The sequence below is a fragment of the Pseudonocardia kujensis genome, assembly GCF_021283305.1.
Classification (GTDB): Bacteria; Actinomycetota; Actinomycetes; order Mycobacteriales; family Pseudonocardiaceae; genus Pseudonocardia; species Pseudonocardia kujensis.
Genome location: NZ_JAJSOK010000078.1, coordinates 1 through 18,871, shown reverse-complemented (window position 1 = coordinate 18,871; position 18,871 = coordinate 1). Strand labels below are relative to the sequence as shown.

At 74.7% G+C, this 18,871-nt stretch carries 17 protein-coding genes; 7 read left to right on the top strand and 10 right to left on the bottom strand.

The window, feature by feature from the left end:
* Window positions 1-6: 6 nt before the first annotated feature.
* Both LWC35_RS33465 and LWC35_RS33460 read left to right on the top strand, forming a co-directional pair.
* Window positions 7-1,245, top strand: a complete 1,239-nt coding sequence (locus LWC35_RS33465) for an Rv3212 family protein (protein WP_232874503.1) — start codon at window positions 7-9, stop codon at window positions 1,243-1,245.
* Between the two features lie 159 nt (window positions 1,246-1,404).
* Window positions 1,405-2,211: a hypothetical protein gene (locus LWC35_RS33460; protein ID WP_232874502.1), complete on the top strand. Its 807-nt coding sequence runs from the start codon at window positions 1,405-1,407 to the stop codon at window positions 2,209-2,211.
* 317 nt (window positions 2,212-2,528) lie between these two features.
* Here the strand turns inward: LWC35_RS33460 and LWC35_RS33455 are convergent, their stop codons facing one another.
* From LWC35_RS33455 to LWC35_RS33435, 5 genes are read right to left on the bottom strand one after another with little or no spacing between them, the layout of a single operon-like run.
* Window positions 2,529-2,840 carry a hypothetical protein gene (locus LWC35_RS33455; protein ID WP_232874501.1) on the bottom strand — a complete coding sequence of 104 codons (312 nt, stop codon included), beginning with the start codon at window positions 2,838-2,840 and terminating at the stop codon, window positions 2,529-2,531.
* Complete coding sequence (locus tag LWC35_RS33450; protein WP_308194727.1) at window positions 2,837-3,766, bottom strand: RecB family exonuclease; 930 nt, start codon at window positions 3,764-3,766, stop codon at window positions 2,837-2,839. Before LWC35_RS33450 ends, LWC35_RS33455 begins: the two co-directional genes overlap by 4 nt.
* A 37-nt stretch (window positions 3,767-3,803) precedes the next feature.
* Complete coding sequence (locus tag LWC35_RS33445; RefSeq protein WP_232874500.1) at window positions 3,804-4,688, bottom strand: PHP domain-containing protein; 885 nt, start codon at window positions 4,686-4,688, stop codon at window positions 3,804-3,806.
* A gap of 9 nt (window positions 4,689-4,697) precedes the next feature.
* Window positions 4,698-5,717: a cytochrome d ubiquinol oxidase subunit II gene (gene cydB / locus LWC35_RS33440; protein ID WP_232874499.1), complete on the bottom strand. Its 1,020-nt coding sequence runs from the start codon at window positions 5,715-5,717 to the stop codon at window positions 4,698-4,700.
* A gap of 16 nt (window positions 5,718-5,733) precedes the next feature.
* Window positions 5,734-7,119 carry a cytochrome ubiquinol oxidase subunit I gene (locus tag LWC35_RS33435; protein WP_232874498.1) on the bottom strand — a complete coding sequence of 462 codons (1,386 nt, stop codon included), beginning with the start codon at window positions 7,117-7,119 and terminating at the stop codon, window positions 5,734-5,736.
* Window positions 7,120-7,356: 237 nt separating this feature from the next.
* On the opposite strand from LWC35_RS33435, the gene zwf reads away from it, so the two are divergent.
* The 3 genes from zwf to LWC35_RS40635 are packed head-to-tail and all read left to right on the top strand — an operon-like array spanning window position 7,357 to window position 11,806.
* Entirely contained in the window at window positions 7,357-8,733 is a 1,377-nt protein-coding gene (zwf, locus tag LWC35_RS33430) for a glucose-6-phosphate dehydrogenase (protein WP_232874497.1), read from the top strand.
* Window positions 8,712-10,217: an NAD(P)/FAD-dependent oxidoreductase gene (locus LWC35_RS33425; protein ID WP_232874496.1), complete on the top strand. Its 1,506-nt coding sequence runs from the start codon at window positions 8,712-8,714 to the stop codon at window positions 10,215-10,217. Before zwf ends, LWC35_RS33425 begins: the two co-directional genes overlap by 22 nt.
* Complete coding sequence (locus LWC35_RS40635; RefSeq protein WP_232874495.1) at window positions 10,214-11,806, top strand: GMC family oxidoreductase; 1,593 nt, start codon at window positions 10,214-10,216, stop codon at window positions 11,804-11,806. The genes LWC35_RS33425 and LWC35_RS40635 overlap by 4 nt, the downstream gene beginning before the upstream one ends.
* A 15-nt stretch (window positions 11,807-11,821) precedes the next feature.
* Here the strand turns inward: LWC35_RS40635 and cydD are convergent, their stop codons facing one another.
* The 3 genes from cydD to LWC35_RS33405 all read right to left on the bottom strand — a co-directional run bounded on the left by cydD (window position 11,822) and on the right by LWC35_RS33405 (window position 16,134).
* Window positions 11,822-15,259 (bottom strand): thiol reductant ABC exporter subunit CydD, encoded by a 3,438-nt coding sequence (gene cydD / locus LWC35_RS33415; RefSeq protein ID WP_232874494.1) that lies wholly within the window; start codon window positions 15,257-15,259, stop codon window positions 11,822-11,824.
* 150 nt (window positions 15,260-15,409) lie between these two features.
* Window positions 15,410-15,973: a PH domain-containing protein gene (locus tag LWC35_RS33410; protein WP_232874493.1), complete on the bottom strand. Its 564-nt coding sequence runs from the start codon at window positions 15,971-15,973 to the stop codon at window positions 15,410-15,412.
* Window positions 15,973-16,134: a hypothetical protein gene (locus tag LWC35_RS33405; protein ID WP_232874492.1), complete on the bottom strand. Its 162-nt coding sequence runs from the start codon at window positions 16,132-16,134 to the stop codon at window positions 15,973-15,975. The genes LWC35_RS33410 and LWC35_RS33405 overlap by 1 nt, the downstream gene beginning before the upstream one ends.
* Before the next feature lie 98 nt (window positions 16,135-16,232).
* Between LWC35_RS33405 and LWC35_RS33400 the strand changes: the two genes are divergently transcribed.
* Window positions 16,233-16,628 (top strand): NUDIX hydrolase, encoded by a 396-nt coding sequence (locus tag LWC35_RS33400; protein WP_232874491.1) that lies wholly within the window; start codon window positions 16,233-16,235, stop codon window positions 16,626-16,628.
* A 96-nt stretch (window positions 16,629-16,724) separates the two neighbouring features.
* On the opposite strand, the gene LWC35_RS33395 is transcribed toward LWC35_RS33400, so the two are convergent.
* Window positions 16,725-17,228, bottom strand: a complete 504-nt coding sequence (locus LWC35_RS33395; RefSeq protein ID WP_232874490.1) for a MaoC family dehydratase — start codon at window positions 17,226-17,228, stop codon at window positions 16,725-16,727.
* Between the two features lie 256 nt (window positions 17,229-17,484).
* On the opposite strand from LWC35_RS33395, the gene corA reads away from it, so the two are divergent.
* Window positions 17,485-18,591 carry a magnesium/cobalt transporter CorA gene (corA, locus tag LWC35_RS33390; protein ID WP_232874489.1) on the top strand — a complete coding sequence of 369 codons (1,107 nt, stop codon included), beginning with the start codon at window positions 17,485-17,487 and terminating at the stop codon, window positions 18,589-18,591.
* Window positions 18,592-18,674: 83 nt separating this feature from the next.
* Here corA and LWC35_RS33385 read toward each other — a convergent pair.
* Window positions 18,675-18,871: hypothetical protein (locus LWC35_RS33385; RefSeq protein WP_232874488.1), on the bottom strand; the 197-nt coding region annotated here is incomplete at its 5' end.

The following is an 18,871-nucleotide window of genomic DNA, read 5'->3' as shown; positions in this document are numbered from 1 at the left end:
GGCCGGGTGCTGCGCGCCCGACGAGACGTTCCGGTACGCCGCCGCCGCGGGGATCTCGCGGCGGCGGCGTTCCTCGTTCTCGTGCTGGTCGTCGTCGCCGTCGTGTACGGCACGCACAGCCCGGCCGCCGAGACCGAGTCCGTCCCGGCCACCACACCGGGTACCGCGCCCGCGGCGGCCGCCGCCGTGCCGGTCGGGTTCGGCGAGGCCTGGCGCGCGCCCAGCGGCGCCGCGCCGGTGCCCGTCGTCGCCGGTCCGGGCGTCGTGACGGCCGACGGCAGCACCGTCGTCGGGCGGGACGCGAGTACGGGGGTCGAGCGCTGGCGGTACGCGCGGGACCGCCCGCTGTGCACCGTCGCCGAGGGTTTCGGCCGGGCGCTCGCGCTCTACCAGGACGGCTCGGGCGAGTGGTGCAGCGAGCTGACCGCCCTCGACGCGGACCTCGGCACCCGCGGCCCGGCCGCGAACCTCGACGTCCGGCCCGGGGCGCGGCTGCTCGCCTCCGGCAGCGTGGTGGCGGCGAACAGCCGGGACTACCTCGAGACCATGCGGTCGGACCTGGTCACGACCGCGCAGTACGGCGCCGTCGTCGCGCCCGCCCAGCCGGGCCGCCAGCCGCGCCCGGGCTGCACCTACACCTCGCTGGCGCTGGGCGGCGGGCGGCTCGGCGTGATCGAGAACTGTGCCGCCGACACCGGGGACCGGCTCACCGTCCTACGGCCCGACGGGTCCGGCGACGCCGACACCCCGAACGTCGAGTTCTCCACCCAGCTCTCCGCCCGCGGCGTGCAGCTGCTCGCGGTGTCGGTCGACCGGGAGGCCGTGCTGCTGCCCGGGCCCCCCGAGCTGCAGATCCTCGACCGCAGCGGCAACCAGGTGGGCCTGATCGGCCTCGACGTGCCGGAGTCGGAGATCGCCCCGCCCGCCGACGGGATCGGCGCCACCGCGAGCGACACCGCCCGCACCTACTGGTGGAGCGGCTCGCGCACGGTCGCGCTCGACCGGACGGGGCTCGCGCCCGTCTGGACGCTGCGCGGCACGCTCGGTCCGGGCACGTCCTACGCCGGCGCCTGGCTGGTTCCCGTCCCGGCCGGGATCGCCGTCGTCGACCCGCTCCGCGGCACGGTCGAGCGGACGATCCCGGTCGACCGCGGCGGGTACTCCGGGAAGGTCCTGCTCGCCGCGCAGGGCGGGATGCTCTACGAGCAGCGCGGCAGCGAGCTGGTCGCGCTGCGGCCGGCGTAGCTCGGAACTCCTCGGCGGCCTCCGGGTCCTGGTCCCAGCTGCGCAGCCCGGTGTCGAGGAGCCGGTGGCCGGCGTCGAGAGGGGTGCGCGCGTCCTCAAGAATGACGATGCCGCCGCACTGGCCGAAACGGAGCAGCGGAGACGGCCGATGAGAGCAGCGTGACCACCTCGTTCCGGTACTCCCCCGCCCCCTCGGGTCGGCACGCCGCCCCCGACACCACCTCCCGCCCGGCCACCTCGACCGGTGCCTGGGTCACCGGCCGGCACGCCCGGCCCACCTCCGCGCGACCCACCTCCGCAGCACCGCGTCCGGCAGCGGTGGAGGCGGCGGCGCCGACGACGAGCGCGGAGACGCCACTCCTCGCAGCGGCGCGGTCCGGAGCGCGGGTGCGCCCGGCCATGCCGTACCCGCCGCGGCCCGCGCTGCCGCACGCCACCGGGCAGTACCCCGCGGCGTCGCCGGCCCGGCCGTTCGTCGCCACGGGTGCGCCGCCTGCGCCGTACGCCGCCGGCCCGGCAGTGATGGCGGCTCCGGAGGCCGGCGCCGTGCCCGAGGTGCCAGGCGCGATGCCCGGTGCGATCCCCGGCGTGATGCCCGCTCCCGCGCCGGCGGCGTGGGCCCCGGTGCCCGCCGCGGCCCCGGTCCGGGAGGCCCGCAACGGCCTCGGCCTCGCCGCGGTGATCCTCGGCCCGATCGCGATCCTGTTCGGTCTGGTCCCGCTCACCGGGTTCGTCGCGGTCGTCCTCGGAATCGTCGGCCTGGCCCTCGGCCTCGCCGGCGTCGGCCGGCTCCGCAAGGGCCGGGCCACCAACACGGTCGGCACGACGATCGGTGTCGCGCTGTCCGCGATCGGCCTCGCGCTGGGGATCTACGGCGTGGTCGTGATGTTCCAGGCCACGAACCAGCTGGTCGACGACCTGAACAGCATCCCCGCCCCGCCCTCGGTCTCGGCCCCGGCCGCCTGACCCCGCCTCCCCTGCGCCACACCGGGCTGCAGGTGGTCGCGCACGACGGCCCGGTGACCCGATGCGCCCCGCGCGGCCCCCGCCCGTGCGGGGCGCTCGCGTACCCGGCCCCGGCGAAGCGCGTTCGGATCATCGCCGCCCGCCTGCCAGGGCACCGGCACCGAACGCCGGCAGCCGCCCGATCGCCGCGCCCGCCGGGCTCAGCCGGGAGGGGCGCCGCCGCGCTCGGACGCGATCGGCGGAACGAGTCGGCCGTGCACGCCCGGTGCGGCCTCGCACGGGCCGTCGACGGAACGCGGGTGACCGGCACGAGCCGCTCAGAACAGCCAGTACCCTCCGAGCACCGCGGCGGCGATCGCGACCACGAGCCAGGCGGCGAGGGCGCCGCCGCGCCCGTCCCGTCGGTCCGCCACCACCTGCGCCACGACGGCGGCGGCCGCGGCCAGGCCGTGGCCCACGAGCATGCCCGTGCCCGGGCCCGCCGACCCGGTCCGGGTGGTGAAGGCCCACCCCGCCAGCAGCACCACGAAGAGCCCGACCAGCCCCGCGGCGAGGACCCCGGAGATCCCGCGCAGCGCCCGTCCGGGCAGGCCTCGCTCCCGGCGCGCCCGGGCCCGCGCCGCCGTCACGGGACCAGGCCGTCCCACGGCGCGGCGGCCGGACCGACCGCCTGCCCCTCGGGGCAGTGCCGGCGCACGTCGCAGGCGGCGCACCGGGAGCCCGGCCGCGGCGGGAAGAGGGCGTCGGCGTCCCCGCCCGCGGCGAGCGCGTCGGCGGCGTCGGCGGCCTCGAGGGCGCCCCGCTCGGCCCGCTCCCGGTGCCCGGCGAGGGACGCCTCGTCGTGTTCCCAGACGGCGACCCGGCCGGTCGGCAGGTGGTGCAGCTCGACCCGCCGGCAGTCCCGGCGCAGCGTGCGCGCGGCACCGAGGGCGTAGAGGGCGAGCGCGGCCGAGTCCCGCGCGTCGCCGGGTTCGGGGACCCGCCGCCCGGTCTTGTAGTCCACGATCACGGCGGCGGTCGCGTCCCCGTCGATCCGGTCCACCCGGCCCTCGGCGACGATCGCGGAGGTCGGCGCCGAGACCCAGCGCTCGACGCCGAGCGGGTCCGGCCTGCCCTCGACGTGCTCGGCGACGTAGTCGGCCACCCAGCCGCGCGCACGGCCGCGGTACTCCGCCTCCTGCGCGGTGTCGCGGAAGCCCTCACCGGACCAGTTGCGGTCGACGAGCGCGCCGGCCTGGTCCGGGGTCCGCTCCCGGGCGGGACGCAGGTACAACGCCCGGAGCGCGAGGTGCACGACGGCGCCGAGCGTGCTCGCCGCCCGCGGGCCGCCGCGCGGCGGCGTCGGCTTCTCGACGTACGTCAGCCGGTAGCGCCGCGGGCAGGACTCCCAGGTGGACAGCCGGGCGGGGGTGACCCGGACCAGCGGCCGGGCCCAGCGGGCGGCCTCCCGGGCGGCTCCGGCGGGCAGTGCGGTGTCGTCGAGGGAGTCGTCGAGCAGGTCGTCGAAGCCGAGCTGTGCGCCGCTCCCGGCGGCGCGGGAGGAGGAACCGGGCACCGCGTCACGGTACCGGCCGGGCGGGGCCGGCCCCCGCTCAGGCGCCCTCGAGCACGTCGGCGCCGGTGGCCTTGGCCAGCAGCTCCTCGAGGGCCTCCGGGGCGGTCGTCTCGGCGGCGATCGGGGTGGTCTTGTTGGTGCCGTGGAAGTCGCTGGACCCGGTCGGGACGAGGCCCAGATCGGCCGCGACGCCCCGCAGCAGCTCCCGGTCGGCGGGGTCGTGGTCGGGGTGGTCGACCTCGACGCCGGTGAGCCCGATCCGGGCCAGGTCGGCCAGCACCGAGGTCTCGATGACGCGGCCGCGCCGGCGGGCCAGCGGGTGCGCGAACACCGCCACCCCACCCGCCTCGACGATCATCTCGACGGCCCGCTCGACCGGCGTGTCGGTCTTCGGCTCGTAGTACTTGCTGCCGGTGCGCAGGATGCTGGCGAAGGCCTCGTTCACCGACTCGACCACCCCCGCCGCGACCAGGGCGCGGCCCAGGTGCGGGCGGCCCGGCGTGGTGCCCTCGGGGACCTGGTCGAACACGCGGTCGGCGTCGAGCTGTGGGTAGTCGGCGGCGACGTTGCGGGCCATCTTCCGCAGCCGCTCGACGCGCTCGGCCACCAGCCGCCGCTGCTCGGCGACGATCGCGGGGTGTTCCGGGTCGAACAGGTACCCGAGGAGGTGGACCGACACGGTCGCCCTGTCGCCGGGGGTCTCCGGGCGGCCGGTGGGGCTCACGCAGGAGAACTCGGCCCCGCGCACGAGCCGCATCCCGCGGGGCAGCACGGCGGCGGCCCGGCCCCATCCGCCGGTGGTGTCGTGGTCGGTGAGCGCGAGCGTCGTGACACCCGCTGCGGCCGCCGTGGCGACCAGCTCCTCGGGGGTCTCGGTGCCGTCGGAGACGGTCGAGTGGGTGTGCAGGTCGATCAGGGCCACCCGCCGACCCTAACCGGCGTCGGCCGGCACCTGTGGGGTCGGCACCGGCCCGCGGAGCCGGGCGCGGAACACGTGGTAGGTCCAGGCCTGGTAGAGCAGCACGACGGGGAGCAGGACGGCCAGGACCACGGTCATGACCGTCAGCGCGTACGAGGCGGACGCGGTGTTCGTGGTGGTGAGGTCGTTCGCCGGGCCCAGGCTGGACACCATCACCCGCGGGTACAGCTCGGAGAAGATCGACGCCGTCATCGCCGCCATGGTCGTGGCGGTGGCGGCGAACGCGAGCCCCTCGCGCCGGACGTGGACGAACGCGGCCGCCGTGATCGCCGCGAGGATCGCGGCGAACTCGGCCACCGACAGCAGCACCCCGTCCCTGGCCGTGACGCGCGTCCACGCGGCCCATGCCGTCACGACGACGGCGACCACCGGGGCGAGCGCCCGGGCGATCCCGAGGGCACGCCGACGGAGGTCGGCGGTGGTCCGCAGGGCGAGGAACACGGCGCCGTGGACCAGGCACACCAGGACGACCGTGGCCCCCGTCATCAGCGCGTACGCCGGGAACAGGTCCCCGGCGCCTCCCACGAACTCCTGGGCGGAGTCGATCGGCACCCCCGCGAGCAGCCCGCCGAGCACGATGCCGAGGCCGAGCGGGACCACCAGGCTCCCGCCGGCGAGCGCGCCGCCCCAGAACGCCCTGGCCCGCGCGGACGCCGAGTGGGACCGGAACTCGAAGGACACCCCGCGCAGGATCAGCGCGACCAGCACCACGACCATGACCGGGTAGTAGGCCGAGAACATCGTCGCGTACCAGACCGGGAAGGCCGCGAAGGTCACGGCGGCGGTCACGACGAGCCACACCTCGTTGCCGTCCCACACCGGCTCGATCGTGTGGACCGCGAGGTCGCGCCCGGCATCGTCGCGCCCGACCACGCCGTGCAGCATGCCCACCCCGAAGTCGAACCCCTCGAGCAGCAGGAACCCGGTCCACACCACCGCGAGGACGACGAACCAGAACGCGACGAGGGTCATCGGCACACCCCTGCGGTCAGTAGGTGGGCGCCGGGGCCGGCGCCTCGTGCTCGTCGGCAGGCTGCTCGGCCGGCAGTTCCCGGCGGGCGTAGCGCGCCATGAGGATCCAGTCCACGACGGCGAGCGCGCCGTAGAGCAGGAGGAAGATCAGCAGGCTCGTCAGGATCGCCGCCGCGGTCACCGACGGCGAGTTGGCGTCCGCCGTCTTCTGCAGCCCCTGCACGATCCACGGCTGCCGGCCGTTCTCGGTCAGGATCCAGCCCGCCGTGTTGACGACGAACGGCAGCGGCAGGCACCAGATCGCCACGCGCAGGAACCAGGGCGACTCGGCGAGCCGCCTGCGCCGCCAGAGCCCCCACAGCCCGACGACGAGCATGAGGCTGCCGAGGTAGGCCATCACCCGCATCGCCCAGTACTGGATGAAGACGTTGGGCACGTAATCGCCCGGGCCGTACTGCTGCTCGTACTGCGCCTGCAGCTCGTTGAGCCCCACCACCTGCCCGTTCCAGGAGTTGGTCGCCAGCAGGGACAGCAGGTGCGGCACCTGGATGATCTTCGAGGGTGTCTGGTCGTTGTTCCCGCCGCCGATCTGGAACAGCGAGAACGAGCAGGGCTGGCAGGTCTGCCACTGGGCCTCGGCCGCCGCGATCTTCATGGGCTGGTACGTGCCCTCGGTGACCCCCAGCTCGCTGCCGACGAGCAGGTTGAGCGCCAGGACCGGGACCAGCACGACGAGCGCGACCCGCGCCGCCCGGCCGAACTCCGCGACGTGCGACCGGCGGCGCAGGTGCCAGGCCGCGACGGCCAGCATGACGATCGAGGCCGTGACCAGCGACGCGAGCAGCACGTGCAGCAGGCTGCGCAGGAACACCGGGTTGGTCAGCACCGCGCCGATGCTCGTCAGCTGGGCGCGCCCGGTCGCCGGGTCGATCGTGTACCCGACCGGGTTCTGCATCCACGAGTTCGCGGCCATGATGAACGCCGCCGAGAGCACGCCGCCGGCGGCGACGGCCCAGATGGTGGCCAGGTGCACCCGGCGGGACAGCCGCTCCCGCCCGAACACCCACAGCCCCAGGAACGTCGACTCGAGGAAGAAGGCCGCCAGGCCCTCCATCGCCAGGGGCGCCCCGAACACGTCGCCGACGAACCGGGAGTAGCCCGACCAGTTCATCCCGAACTGGAACTCCTGCACCAGCCCGGTGACCACGCCGACCGCGATGTTGATCACCAGCAGGACGCCGAAGAACCGCGTGAGCCGCAGGTACTCCGGCTTGTCCGTGCGATACCAGCAGGTCTGCAGGATCGCGGTCAGCAGCGCCAGCCCGATCGTCAGCGGGACGAACAGGAAATGGTAGATCGACGTTCCGGCGAACTGCAGGCGGGCGAGATCGACCACGGACACGGCCCCACGGTCCGGGCCCCCGCGCGGCGCGGGCATCACCCGGCGCGGGCGACCCCGGCCCCGGCACCGCGCGGACGCCCGCTCCTGGTGCCCGGTTCGTCCGCCGCCGTCGGCGCCTCCGTGGCGGCCGCCGGCCCCGGCTCATCCGGGGCGAGTGAGGTGCGCGCCGCCGCGGGGCCACCACGGTCGCAGGCACCCGCAGGACCTCGCAGCCCCCTCGGCGGACAGGAGCAGGCCATGGCGACGGACCGGGTGGACGCCCTCGTGATCTTCGGCGCAACCGGTGACCTGGCGAAGCTGGAGACCTTCCCCGCGCTCGTCGGGCTGGTGGAACGGGGCGTCCTCGACGTCCCGGTCATCGGCGTGGCGAAGAGCGGGTGGGGCCTCGAGCAGTTCCGGGACTACGCCGCGCAGTCACTGCGCCGCAACCACCTCGACCCGGACTCGGGACCGGGCCGGACCATGCTCGGCCTGCTGCGCTACGTCGACGGCGACCTCGACGACCCGGCGACGTACGAGGCGATGAGCAAGGAGATCGGCGCCGGCCGCAAGGTGCTGTACTACCTGGAGGTGCCGCCGGTCCTGTTCGCCCGGATCGCGGAGGGCATCTCGAGGGCGGGGCGCGCCGACGGTGCCCGGGTGATGGTGGAGAAGCCGTTCGGCACGGACCTGAAGAGTGCGCGGGCACTCAACGCGACCATGCTCCGGTACTTCCCGGAGGACGCGATCTACCGGGTCGACCACTGGCTCGGCCTCGACCCGCTCAACGACGTCCTGGTGGCCCGCTTCGCCAACTCGATCTTCGAGCCGCTGCTGAACCGCGACCACGTCGCGAGTATCCAGATCACCATGGCGGAGGCCTTCGACGTCGCCGACCGCGGCCGCTTCTACGACCGCACCGGCGCCACCCGCGACGTGCTGCAGAATCACATGCTGCAGGTCCTGGCCACGGTGGTCGCCGACCCGCCGGACGGTTCGGGCCTGATGTCCTGGGTCGACGCCAAGGCCCGCGTGCTGTCCGCGATCCGCCCGCTCACCCCGGAGAACACCGTCCGCGGTCAGTACGAGGGGTACCGGGAGGTGGCGGGCGTCGACCCGGTCTCGACGACGGAGTCCTACACGGCGGTCCGCCTGGCCCTCGACTCGTGGCGGTGGGCCGGTGTCCCGATCCTGATCCGTGCGGGCAAGACGATGCCGGTGACCGCCACCGAGGTGAGCATCCGCTTCCGCCGGGCCCCGCTCGACGTCTTCGACGTACCCGGCCCGCGCCCGGTGAACGCCCTGCGGTTCCGCATCTGGCCCAACGCCGCGGTCTCGCTGACCCTGGCGGGCAAGAAGCAGGGGATCGCGCGCGTGCCCGAGCAGCAGGAGCTGGTCTTCGCCGAGCACGCCGCGGACGACGCCCGCCCGTACGACCGGCTCATCGGCGCGGCCCTCGACGGCAACCGGATCCTGTTCGCCCGGCAGGACACCGTCGAGGCCGCCTGGCGGGTGGTCGACCCGATCCTCGGCGACGTGGTGCCCCTGCAGCGCTACCAGCGCGGCACGTGGGGGCCCAAGGAGGCCGACGACCTGCTGCCCGAGGGGGACTCGTGGCACGACCCGACCGCCTGACCGTCGTCGGGCACGACGGTGCGCACGGCGGCCCGCACCGCGTGGTGATCGTCGGCGGCGGCTTCGCCGGGCTCTTCGCCGCCCGCGCCCTGCGCGACCCCGGGATCGCCGTGACGCTCGTCGACCGTGCGCAGCACCACCTGTTCCAGCCGCTGCTCTACCAGGTGGCGACCGGGATCCTCTCCGAGGGACAGATCGCCGCGCCGCTGCGCGACGTCCTCAAACGGCACCGGACCGTGGAGTGCGTGCTCGCCGACGCCGTGGACGTCGACCCGCAGGCCCGCACCGTCCTCGCCGAGCGGCCGAACGGCGAGCGCCTGACCCTGGCCTACGACGACCTGATCCTGGCCGCGGGCGTGCGGCAGTCCTACTTCGGCCACGACGAGTTCGCCCGGTACGCGCTCGGCATGAAGACCATCGCCGACGCGCTCGCGATCCGGCGCCGGGTCTTCGGCGCCTTCGAGCTGGCCGAGACCGCGACCGACCCGGACGAGCAACGGCGGTGGCTCACCTTCGCCGTCGTCGGCGCCGGGCCCACGGGCGTCGAGCTGGCGGGCCAGATCCGGGAGCTGGCCACGCGCACGCTGCGCAAGGAGTTCCACCGCATCCGGCCGGAGGACGCCCGCGTGCTGCTGTTCGACGCCGGGAAGGCGCCGCTGGCCTCGTTCGGGCCGGCGCTGTCGGCCAAGGCGGCGGCGGGGCTGCGCGCGCTCGGCGTGGAGCTGCACCTCGGCTCGGTCGTCACCGGCGTGGACGCGCGCGGCATCGACGTCAGCGACGTCGGCGAGGTCGGCGAGGTCGGCGACGGGACGGGCGCGACCCACCGGTACCCGGCGGGCACCGTGCTCTGGGCCGCCGGCGTGGAGGCGCCGCCGATCGCGAAGGCCCTCGCCGACGCGACGGGCGCGCCGCGCGATCGGGCCGGCCGGATCGAGGTCGAGCCGGACCTCACGGTCCCGGGGCACCCGGAGATCTGCGTGATCGGCGACCTGATGAGCCTCCACCGCCTGCCGGGCGTGGCCGAGGTCGCGATGCAGACCGGGTTCTACGCCGGGCGCCGCATCCGGAACCGACTGCGCGGGCACCCCGTCCGCCCGTTCCGGTACCACGACCTCGGGTCGGCCGCCTACCTCTCCCGCGGCAACGCGGTCGTCTCCGCCGGTCCCGCGCACTTCGGCGGGTTCGCCGGGTGGCTGGCCTGGCTGTTCCTGCACCTGGCCTTCCTCACGGGGTACCGCAACCGCGTCGGCGCGGTGCTGACCTGGACCGCCGCCTTCGCCCGCGACGCCCGGCGGGAGCGGACCTTCACCACCCAGGAGATCGAGACGCTCGGGGACGTCTACGACCAGGCCGGGACCGGCACGGCCGGCGCTGCGGGCGCTGCGGGCGCTGCGCACCCCGCCCCCGCCGAGACCACCGCACCCGCCGAGAGCACCGCACCCACCCAGAGCACCGCCGAGCACGTCCAGGAGGGCCGACCGTGACCGGGGACCAGCACTACGACGTGATCGTGATCGGCAGCGGGGCCGGCGGCGGCACCTTCGCCCACCGCCTCGCGCCGACCGGCAAGCGGGTCCTGCTGCTCGAGCGCGGGGCGTACCTGCCGCGCGAGCGCGACAACTGGGACTCGGGCGCGGTGTTCGTGCGCGGGAAGTACCGGGCCCCGGAGTTCTGGCTCGACCGCGACGGGAAGGAGTTCCCGCCCGAGGTGAACTACTACGTCGGCGGCAACACCAAGTTCTACGGCGCGGCCCTGTTCCGCCTGCGCCCGCAGGACTTCGGCGAGCTGGTGCACCACGGCGGCATCTCGCCGGCCTGGCCGATCGACTACGCCGACCTCGAGCCGTACTACACCGAGGCCGAGCACCTGTACGAGGTCCACGGCCGGCACGGCGACGATCCGACGGAGGGGCCGGCCTCCGCGGACTACCGCCACCCGCCGGTGCGCCACGAGCCGCGGATCCAGCAGCTCAGCGACGACCTGGAGAAGCTCGGGCTGCACCCGTTCCACCTGCCGATCGGGGTGCGGCTCGAGCAGGACGCCCAGGGGAACGCCACCTACGACAGCCCCTGCCTCCGGTGCGACCGCGTCGACGGCTTCCCCTGCCTGGTCGGCGGCAAGTCCGATTCCCAGGTGATCTGCGTGGACCCGGCGCTGGCCCACGACAACGTCCGGCTGCTCACCCACGCCGAGGTGACGAAGCTGGAGACCGATCCGGGCGGACGTTCGGTCACGTCCGTCGTCACCCGCTTCGACCAGGGCGAGGGCCGCGTCGAGACCGTGCGCTTCACCGCCGACGTCGTGGTGGTCGCCTGCGGGGCCGTCAACTCCGCGGCGCTGCTGCTGCGCTCGGCGAACGACAGGCATCCCGACGGGCTGGCCAACGGCTCCGGCGTCGTCGGGCGGCACTACATGCGGCACAACAACCTCGCATTGATGGCCGTCTCCAAGGAGCCCAACCCGACGCGGTTCCAGAAGACCCTGGCGATGAACGACTGGTACTTCGGCTCGGAGGACTGGAACTACCCGCTGGGTGGCATCCAGATGCTCGGCAAGTCCGACTCCGAGCAGGTCCGGGCGAACGCCCCGCACTGGGCCGGGCGACTCTCGCCGGAGATGCCGTTCGAGGTGCTCGCCCACCACGCCGTCGACTTCTGGCTCTGCGGGGAGGACCTGCCGCGCCCGGAGAACCGGGTGACCCTCGAACGCGACGGACGGATCCGGCTCACCCTCGACCCGGACAACAACATCGAGGGCCTGAAGCGGCTCCGGAAGGCCCTGCAGAGCCGGCTCTCCGACCTCGGCATGCACGAGAAGCACCTGCTGCACCACAACATCTACATGCACAAGGGCATGCCGATCGGGGCGACGGCGCACCAGGCCGGGACGATCCGGTTCGGGACCGACCCGGCGAGCTCGGCGCTCGACGCGACCTGCCGGGCCCACGAGCTCGACAACCTCTACGTCGTCGACACCAGCTTCTTCCCGAGCATCGGCGCGGTGAACCCGTCGCTGACGGCGATCGCCAACGCCCTGCGGGTCGCCGACCACGTCGTCGAACGGCTCGGCTGACCCGCCCGGGTCCGCTCACACCGGGCTCGTGCTGCGGCCGAGATCGAGCCGCGGCACGCCCGGTGTCTGCTCCGGCCGGTGCGTCACGAGCAGGGCGGTCCGGTCGGCCGTCGCCGCGAGGATCTCCGCGGCGAGGGCCGCACCGGTCACGGCGTCCAGGTGGGCGGTGGGCTCGTCGAGGACGAGGATCGGCCGGTCGGCCAGCAGCGCGCGGGCCACCCCGAGGCGCTGACGCTCGCCGCCCGACACCGCGCCGCCGTGCGCGCCGACCGCGGTGTCCAGGCCCTCGGGCAGGGCGTCGAACCACGGGCCGAGCGCGGCGCGGCGCAGGGCCGCGACCAGGTCGGCGTCCGTGGCCGCGGGCGCGGCGAGCGCGAGGTTGGCCCGCAGCGTGCTGTCGAAGAGGTGCGACCACGGCCCGCACCAGGCGATCCCGGCCCGGACGTCGTCGGCGCGCAGCCCGCGGACGTCCTGGCCGTCCGCCTGCAGCGTGCCCGAGCTGGGCGCGAGCGTCCGGAGGAGCGCCGCGACGACCGTCGACTTGCCGCTGCCGGACGGGCCGGTCAGCGCGATCCGACGTCCCCCGGCAAGGTGCAGGTCGACGCCGCGGACGGCCTCGGCCGTCGCGCCGGGCCAGCGGACGCCGAGGTCGCGGGCCTGCAACGACCGCGGGGCCGGCACCGGGGTCGCCGCCGCGGGCTCGACGACGGCCGGTTCACGCTCCTCGAGCTCCCGCAGCCGGCGCAGGGCCGGGAGGATCGACAGCAGGCGGACGGCGGCCTCGGGCAGTGGCGCGACGACCTCGGCGAACGCGAGCGGGGTCAGCGCGAGCACGGCGATCACCGGACCGGGCACGATGCCCGCCGTGAATCCCGCGAGGCCCACGCCCGCGCACGCGACGGCCGTGAGCCCGGTCGCGAGGACCGCGAGCGCGGCGCCCGCCCCGGTCGCGGTGGCCGCCCGTCGGCGGAGGGCGGCGAGCCGGGTGTCCGCGGCGTCCAGGGCGGCGTGCGCGCGGTCCGCGGCGCCGAGGACGAGCAGGTCGGCGGCGGCGTCGAGCAGCTCGACGGTCCGGGCGGCCACCTCCGCCTGGGCGGCGGCGGTGCGCCGCTCGGTGCGGCGTGCGGCGATCGCGGCGAGCGCGGGCGCACCGGCCCCCGCGACCAGCAGCCCCAGCGCCAGGACCGCACCCGCGAGCGGCACCAGCAGCCCGAAGCCGAGCACGGCGGCCCCGCCCACGAGCAGCGCGGTCGTGGCCGGCAATGCCACCCGGACCAGCAGGTCCTGCGGCGCGTCGGTGTCGGCGACGAGCCGGGTCAGCAGGTCGCCGCGGCGGTGCCGGGCGGTGGCCGCCGGCCCCAACCGGACGAGGTCGGTCCAGACCCGCACCCGCAGCGCGCTGCCCACCCGGAGCGCGGCGTCGTGCGCGACCAGCCGCTCGGCGTACCGGAACACGCCCTTGCCGAGGCCGAACGCGCGCACCGCCACGATCGCGACCATCAGCGTGAGCACCGGCGGCTGCAGCGCGGCGGCCGAGATGAGCCAGGCGGCGGTGGCCGTGAGCGCGACGCCGGAGCCCAGTGCGGCGGCGCCGAGCAGCGCGGCCGCGACCAGCCGGCCCCGCTGCCCGCGCACGACGGACCGCAGCGGCACCGGCGCGGGCGTGCCGGGGCCGGGCGGGGGTGCCTCGTCGGCCGGGACCGACCGCTCCGCGGGGGTACTGATCTCGCCGGCCCGCTCCCCCGCGGCCGGCCCGGGTGCGAGGGTGACGACCCGGTCGCACCGGGCCAGCAGCTCGGCCCGGTGGCTGACGAGCACGACGGTCCGGCCGCCGGCGATCTCCGCCAGGCCGTCGCCGATGGCGGCCTCCGTGCCGGCGTCGACACCCTCGGTCGGCTCGTCGAGGAGCAGCAACGGGCGGCCGGCGAGCACCGCGCGGGCCAGCGCGACCCGGCGCCGCTGACCGGTGGACAGACCCGCGCCGTCCTCCCCGACCGGGGTGTCGAGGGGGAGGTCGAGCCGGGCCAGCCCGGCGGCGTGCGCGATCGCCTCCGGCCCGGCGCGGGGGTCCGCGAGCGCGATGTTCTCGGCGACGGTGCCGGCGACCAGGACGGGGCGCTGCGCCACCCACGCGACCCGACGGCGCCAGCGGGCCGGGTCGACCTCGGCCAGGTCGGTCCCGCCGACCAGGACCCGACCGCCGTCGGGCGGGCGCAGCCCGGCCAGGAGCTCGACCAGGGTCGTCTTGCCGCAGCCGCTGGGTCCGCGGACGCCGACCGTCTCGCCGGGGTGCAGGGTCAGGTCGAGACCGTCGAGGACGGGTGCGGCTCGGCCGTCGACCCGCACCCGCTCCAGCACGACCGCCTCCGCCGCGGGGTCCGGCGCGGCGGCCGGCCCGGCGGGTGGGACCGGGACGTCGAGCAGGTCCAGCGCCGCCGTGGCGGCGGCGGTGCCCGTGGCGGCGTCGTGGAAACGGGCCCCGACCGCCCGCAGGGGGAGGTAGACCTCCGGCGCGAGCAGCAGCACGAGCAGCCCGGTGGCGAGGTCGAGCGAGCCGTCGACCAGGCGGAGCCCGATGGAGACCGCGACCAGCGCGACCGACAGGGTCGCGACGAGCTCCAGGACCAGTGCCGACAGGAACGCCACGCGCAGGGTGCGCATCGTCGCGCGGCGATAGGCCTCGGTCATCGCCCGGAGCCGGCCGGCCTGGTGCCCCGCACGCCCGAACGCGACGAGCACGTCCAGGCCCGCGACGAGGTCGAGGAAGTGGTGCCCGAGCACCGCGAGCGTGCGCCAGCGTCGCGCCGTCGAGCGCTGCGTGTGCAGCCCGACGAGCACCGCGAACAGCGGGATCAGCGGCACGGTGAGCCCGACGACGAGCCCGGACAGCCAGTCCGCGGTGAGGATCCGCACCGCCAGGACCACCGGGACCACGGCCGCGACCAGCAGGGCCGGGAGGTAGCGGCCGAAGTACGCCTCGAGGTCGTCCAGGCCGCGCGCGGTCAGCGTGGCCACCTCGCCGGCGGGCGGCAGGGCGCGGTGCCGCGGCCCGAGCCGGAGCACCTGTCCCACGACCCGGCTGCGCAGCTCCCGCACGACGTCGGCCGACGCCCGGTACGCCGCCACCTCGCCGGCCCAGGCCAACCCGGCCCGCCCGACGACGGTCAGGGCGGCGAGCACGAGCAGCGGCTGCAGTGCCGCGAGCCCGGCGCCGCCGAGGAACCCGTCGGCGACGACGGTGGCCAGCAGCTGGGCCTGCGCGATCACCAGGAGCGCGGTCGCGACGGCGATGCCGAGGCCGGCCAGGACGAACCGGCGGGCCGCCGCGGCGTGGCGGAGCAGGCGTGGATCGAGCGGCCGCCGGGCGCCGTCGGGACCGGGCGCGGGAGCCCGTGCGGGATCGGGCCCCCGACCGGGCGCGGGATCGGCGTCGGGTGCGGGATCGGGTGCCATGCCGCCCTCCGATCCCGGCTGCGCTCGCGTCCGGTGATCACCCTTCCCGCCCGGTGCGGGGCCTCGCGAGGGCACAGCGGCGGTCCCGGGCGGGACCGTCGCGGGCCGGGACAGGGACCAAGGTCCCGGCCCGCGGCACGGAGGGCCGGCTCAGCGCCGCCAGCGGCTCCGGGCGAGCATGCCGGTGGCGCGGGTCTTGCCCTTCTCGCCGAACACCAGCTCGGAGAGGGCCTCGTAGATCTCCTCCGGCCGCGGCATGAAGTCGATTCGGTTCAGCGCCTGGATCTGACCGGCCGACTCCACGATCAGCGTGCCGTAGCCGAGCATGCGGCCGCCGATGCTGCGCTCGAAGGTCAGGTCGGTGACCTTGCCCAGCGGCATCATGCCGACGCTGTGCGTGATGATGCCCTGGGCCAGCATCACGCGCTTGTCCGTGATCACGATCCGTTCGATCCACCAGAGGATCGAGTTCACCGTGAAGCGCAGCACGGCGACCAGCGCCAGGTAGAAGGTCAGGTTGTCGACGAGCGCCTCGCCGAACCCACCGGCTTCGCCGACCCGCCCCTGCAGCAGCCGGTCGATCGCGATCATCGCGATGAGGAACAGCCCGGTCTGCGTGATGTGCGGGATCATGACCGCCCAGTGCTGCCGCACCCGGATGACCCGCCGCTCCGTGGGGAGCAGATACTCGTCGATCTCCCGGGGGGCGAGCATCAGGGGGCCAGGCTGGAGAGGAAGCTCGTGACGTTCGTGCCGACCCCGTAGAGCCAGTTGCCGAGGCCGTTGACGGCGCCGGAGGCGCCGCTGGGGTTCGTCACGATGAAGAACACAACCAGGGCGACGACGATCAACCCGGTCAGCTTCTTGACGTTCACACGACCACCGTTCCGGCAGGAGGAGCTGGCAAGATCAGAAAATACCGACATCCCTGGCGTGAGGATACGGCCACGCGGGGAGCGTACCGTGTCGAACGATGACCGAGGGTAGCCGACACGTCCCCTGTGTGGGGGCAATCCTGCACGACGCGACGGGCAGGTTACTGCTGATCAAACGGGGGACGGAGCCCGCGCGCGGGCGCTGGTCGCTCCCGGGTGGACACGTCGAACCGGGCGAGGACGACGCCGCCGCGCTCGTCCGCGAGATGGCCGAGGAGACCGGGCTCGCGGTGGAGCCCGGGCCGCACGTGGGCACGGTCCTCGTGGGGCCGTACCGGATCGCGGACTACCGCTGCACCCTCGTGGGGGGCACGCTCGCGGCCGGCGACGACGCCGCCGACGCGCGCTGGGTCGACGCCGCCGAGTTCGCGGCGCTCCCCCTCGTCGACGGCCTCGCCGAGACGCTCGCCGACTGGGCCGTGCTGCCGCACTGACCCCGGGCCTCCGACGGACGAACGGCACCCCCGTTCGCTCGGTCGAGCAGGAGTGCCGTTCGTCTCAGGTCGACCCGGGAGCGGCGCCGGAACGACTCAGGAGGCCGGGACCGGGCGACCGGGCTGCTCCCCGCCGCGGGTGTCGCCGTAGCTCCGCTTGGGGACCATCACCTTGCGCCGGAAGGTGCACACGACGGTGCCGTCCTGCTTGTAGCCGCGGGTCTCCACGTGGACCACGCCGCGGTCGTCCTTCGACTTCGACTCGGTCTTGTCGAGGACCTCGGTCTCGCCGTAGATGGTGTCGCCGTGGAAGGTCGGCTTGGTGTGCTTGAGCGACTCGACCTCGAGGTTCGCGATCGCCTTGCCCGACACGTCCGGCACCGACATGCCCAGGAGCAGCGAGTAGATGTAGTTCCCGACGACGACGTTGCGCTTGAAGTCCGTCGTCTCCTCCGCGTAGTGCGCGTCCATGTGGAGGGGGTGGTGGTTCATCGTCAGGAGGCAGAAGAGGTGGTCGTCGTACTCGGTGACCGTCTTCCCGGGCCAGTGCTTGTACACCGCCCCGACCTCGAACTCCTCGTAGTAACGACCGAACTGCAACGTTCTCGCCTCCATCGCCGACAATCCGTACGGCCGGGTAATCTAGCCGGTGGCCCGCACCTGCGAGGCGCGGCGCGATCACGGTCACGCACGAGGGCCGTCGAGTGAAGGAGGTGACGCGTGATGGACCCGGCGCCAGGCAGCAGTACCGAGCGCGTCGCCGCCGCACCCGTCGTGGGCTGAGTCACGCCCTGCGACGTCCGGCGAGACGTGCCTTTCCCGCGTCCCCGCCCGTTCTCGTCGCAGGAGGTGCGCCATGCCGCCCCTTTCCTCCCTCCGTCCCGCCATCAAGGCGGCGGGCTCGCGTGCCCGCCTGGGCCGCAACGCCCACACCAGCGTGCTCCCGCGGCTGCGCGTCCCCGTCTCGGCCTACGTGGTCGACTGCGGCGTGTACGTCGACGGCGAGCGCCTGCCCGGCCGGTGGACGCACGACGCGGCCATCGAGGAGGTCCGCGCCCGCGGCGAGGGCTTCGTCTGGATCGGGCTGCACGAGCCCACCGAGGAGCAGATCACCGGCATCGCCGAGAACTACGGGCTGCACGAGCTGGCCGTCGAGGACGCGGTGCACGCGCACAACCGGCCCAAGCTCGAGCGCTACGACAACACCCTGTTCATGGTGCTCAAGACCGTGAGCTACGTCGGCAACGCCGAGCCGACCAGCAGCAACGAGATCGTCGAGACGGGCGAGGTGCAGGCGTTCGTCGGCCGGGACTTCGTGGTCACGGTCCGGCACGGCAAGCACTCCGGCCTCGCGGCCGTGCGCCGCAGGCTCGAGGAGGACGCCGAGCAGCTCGCCCTCGGCCCGGCCGCGGTGCTGCACGCCATCGCCGACCACGTCGTGGACACCTACCTCGAGGTCACCGAGGCGATCGAGGACGACATCGACGAGCTCGAGGTCGAGGTGTTCGCCCCACGCACCACGATGGACCCCGAGCAGATCTACGTGATGAAGCGCGAGATCCTCGAGCTGCGCCGCGCGGTCACCCCGCTGCTCAAGCCGCTGCACAAGATCACCGAGGGCTACAGCTCGCTCATCCCGCACGAGGTGCGCAGCTACTTCCGGGACGTCGAGGACCACCTGTCCGGGGTCGCCGAGCGCGTCACCGGCTTCAACGAGCTCCTCACCACGCTGGTCGACGCCGTGCTCGCCAAGGTGTCGATGCGGCAGAACACGGACATGCGCAAGATCACCGCCTACGCGGCGCTGATCACCGTGCCCACCATGGTCGCCGGCATCTACGGCATGAACTTCGACTACATGCCCGAGCTGCACTGGCAGCTCGGCTACCCGCTGGTGATCGGGGTGATCCTGCTGGCCTGCGGGCTGCTGTACCGCAACTTCCGCAAGAACGGCTGGTTGTGAGCACCCCTGCGACGGCCGGCTCCCGGCTCCCCTGAGGCCGTCGGGCGCGGCGGTCGTGCCCGTCGGACGGCCCGGTGCCGTCGTCAGGCGTGGACGCCGCGCTGCCCGACCGCGCCGCGCAGGCCGACGCAGCCGACGCACCCGACGCAGTCCACGCAGTCGACACACCCGACGCAGCCCACGCACCGGGTGCAGTTCACACAGGCCAGGGTGGCGACACAGCGGGTGAGGCCGACGCCGAGCACCGTGTACAGGCAGCCCAGGATGCCGAGGCTCCCGC